Annotated in this window: 3 protein-coding genes; all 3 read right to left on the reverse strand. The window is 61.2% G+C overall.

Annotated features, from left to right (window positions below):
* Positions 1 to 30 precede the first annotated feature (30 nt).
* Entirely contained in the window at positions 31 to 543 is a 513-nt protein-coding gene (locus AACS18_RS21425) for a cupin domain-containing protein (protein ID WP_108613260.1), read from the reverse strand.
* A gap of 280 nt (positions 544 to 823) precedes the next feature.
* Complete coding sequence (locus AACS18_RS21430; RefSeq protein WP_108613261.1) at positions 824 to 1,489, reverse strand: DUF3313 domain-containing protein; 666 nt, start codon at positions 1,487 to 1,489, stop codon at positions 824 to 826.
* 390 nt (positions 1,490 to 1,879) lie between these two features.
* Positions 1,880 to 2,956, reverse strand: a 1,077-nt coding sequence (locus tag AACS18_RS21435) for an extracellular solute-binding protein (RefSeq protein WP_181363351.1), incomplete at its 5' end; no start/stop codon positions are given.

Here is a 2,956-nt window from a genome sequence, read left to right on the forward strand (position 1 = left end):
TGCAGGGCTGGTGCGCAGAAGGCCTGCGCTCTAGAAGGGGCCGTTGTTCTCGCGCAGCTGGTCGGGCAGACCGTCGTGATCCCCCAGCTCGCGCTCGGGGACGTCATCCCAGTGCAGCTTGCCGAGGGTGATATTGCGCTCGGGGTGCACGGCATAGTGGATGCGGTTGTCCTCCCGATCGGTATCGCCAATGCAGAGCAGCCGCACCGGCTCGTTGGTGTTGTTGATAAAGGCGTGGGACAGCCCGTCACCGGCTTTGAAGCCCACCGAGTCGCCCGGTTGCAGCCGATAGAGCACGCCATCGAGCCAGACATCCGGCGTCCCTTCCAGTACGTGAACAAACTCGTCCTCGGTCTTTTCGGCGTGGGGCCAACTGGTGCGGTGGCCGGGCTCGACGATCTCGTGGTGAATGCCGATCCGGCTAAAGCCGAAGTGCTTGCCGAGGGCGCAGCCACGGGAAAGGGGCTCCTGACTGCCGGAGTAGTAGCGCGGCGTCTGCTCTTGCAGCTCGCTCCAGTGTTTGATGCAGGGGTGACGGGTCATAGTGGTTCCTTATGCTATGAGAATGCGGTCACGGAAGGGTCATCCTAACTGCCAGAATACGGGGGAGAAAAGCAGAAATCGGCAGCCGGTTTCACCGCTGACGGCGAAACGGCGGACTCGGCTACGGGCCGATCCCCCATCCGGCAAGGGCTGCGCGGCCATGCCAGCGGCAGCGGCGCGGACAAAAAATGCAGACAAAAAAGAGGGCGCCGCTGGCTCCCCCTCTCGATCTGTCTGCACCCGTTTTCGGATGCTTATTTGCCGCTCTTATGTTCCGCGGTTATTTACCAATATTGTCCGCCAACTGTTTGGCGCGGTTAGCAGCCCACTGATCGATCATCTTCTCCATCTCCTCGGCGGTGATGGGCGAATCCTTGTGGGTGGTGTCTGGGCTTTCGCGGGCATCCATCACCCGCACCAGCAGCTTGCCGCTCTGGGAGTCGAGCAGTTGGGCCATACTGCCCACCTTGAGCAGGTAGGGCTCCTTGCCGATCACTTCGCGGGTGACGTTGATGGCGATCTTGGCTGGCATCAGGTCACGCAGTTTGGGGTCGGGGCGGGTCAGGTCGAAGTTGGTGACGGCCGCCTGGATCCGCATCACTCCGGGCCCAGGGGCGGTGGCGATCTTGACGCCGTGGCGGATCAGCTCGCTCTGGAACTTGTCGTGGTAGTAGCGGCCAATCTGGTTCTGTTCGTTGGCGGTCAGCAGATACCACTGGCCGTTCTCCTGCCGGATAAACTGCAGCGGATCGAGCAGCACCTCATTGTATTGGCGCAGGTCAACGCCCGGCTCCTTGTAGACACGCTGGTTGGGGTTGCTCTCGCTCGGCTGGAAGGCGCTGAGGGGGACAGCCTGCAGCGACTGCAAGCTGTAGGAGACCTGATTTTTTACAGCGCAGCCACCCAGAAGGGCCGCAGCCACGGCAACCATCACGACCTTTTTCATATTTGCTCCTGCATTTTACTGTTTGTTTTTGCTGTGGATTTCGCACCACATGGCTGAAGAACCCGTGCTGGATGCCGCCAATACCACAGAGAAATAACCGATTCACTACCTTCCCACAAGGGACAGATCAAGATTGTTCAGCTCACATCCAAGTTGTCACAATTGCGGCACTTTTGTACAGGGGGCGACCCGAGTGTGAGCAGTGATCTGGCGGGGTGCGGTTGTTTAATCCGGCTACATGGGGCTGCGGTGGGCGTTCTGTTTTTTCAAACGATGCGGGCCAGCAGGCGGCGTGTGTTTAACAGGAAAATGAGTTAGAAAGCGCGATGACCGATCATCAGCCATCCTGCGCAAACGGGCCTGCCGCCGGACAAGCGACAGGCCCACTCATCAGTTATCCAGATCCCAGGGGCACTGCTTGACCAGCCCCTCTTTGCCGCTGGCGACGATAGCCTGCTGCACCATCCGTTTGTAGCGATTCTTGATATGGGCGGGCAGCGCGGGCACCAGCAGCCGCTCGTCAAACTCCGGCAGCGGGCGATCCGGCAGCACCGCCTGCTCTTGCGGGCTTAGAGGCGGCCGGGAGGCAATATTGCTGGCCGAGATGGTGGGCGTGCCCACCAGCATCTGGCGCTGCAGCGGGGCGCTCAGCAGAAAATCCACCAGCAGGTAGGCGGCCTTGAGCCGTGCGGGATCATCGCCAACATGGCGGGCGATGGAGAGCGCATCAAGGGCATAGATGGCCCCCTCCTGCACCATGGCGATCCGCCACTGCTGGTCGTTCTGCTTGTTGCACGCCACCAGCTCCAGCCCCCAGGTGGTGGCAAACTTCTGCTGACTCAGATCCTCGCAGCGATTGGCCTGATTGAACCAGAAGCCGCGACTGGCTTGCAGCCGCTTCGACAGCTGCAGCTCCACCTCCTGCTGCAACTTCTTGTCGGCCAGCATCTCGCCACTGGCAAACAGGGCAGGCGACTTGCCAAGGGAGAGCAGCACCGAGAACAGCAGCGGCTCGAACTGGTCGCAGAACTCGGCAAACTGGCCCGGCGGCGCGCTGTTGGCGAGCACCTGCCAACTGGTGGGCGCTTGCGCCACCTGCTTGCTGTCATAGGCGAGGCTGAACATGGCGTAGGAGAAGGGCACCGAGTAGTTACGCTCCCCCTGCTTGTCATACTCGGTGTTCTTGAGGGCGGGCTTCACCTCGGCGTAATGCTGCAGGCGGCTGAAATCGATGGGGAGCAGCAGCTTGAACAGCGGCTGGTGATGGGCCTTGTAGAAGTAGCTGGTCGGCAGCACCACATCGGCGCTGCGGGTGCGCAGGGCGCGGTAGACGCTGTCAAAATCGGTCAGCAGCGGCTCGACCCGGCTGACCGTTGCCGCCACCCCATGGGCCTTGGCGTAGTCGGCAAACTGCTGTTCGTAGCCTGCGGGCAGATAGCCCCATTCAAGCAATTTGAGCTGAACCGG

This window comes from Aeromonas sp. HMWF015, from assembly GCF_963878965.1.
Classification (GTDB): Bacteria; Pseudomonadota; Gammaproteobacteria; order Enterobacterales; family Aeromonadaceae; genus Aeromonas; species Aeromonas veronii.

What these genes read in the sequence shown, in the direction of transcription:
- AACS18_RS21425 (WP_108613260.1), bottom strand. Translation starts at nt 543, where the DNA reads ATGACCCGTCACCCCTGCATCAAACACTGGAGCGAGCTGCAAGAGCAG.
- AACS18_RS21430 (WP_108613261.1), bottom strand. Translation starts at nt 1,489, where the DNA reads ATGAAAAAGGTCGTGATGGTTGCCGTGGCTGCGGCCCTTCTGGGTGGC.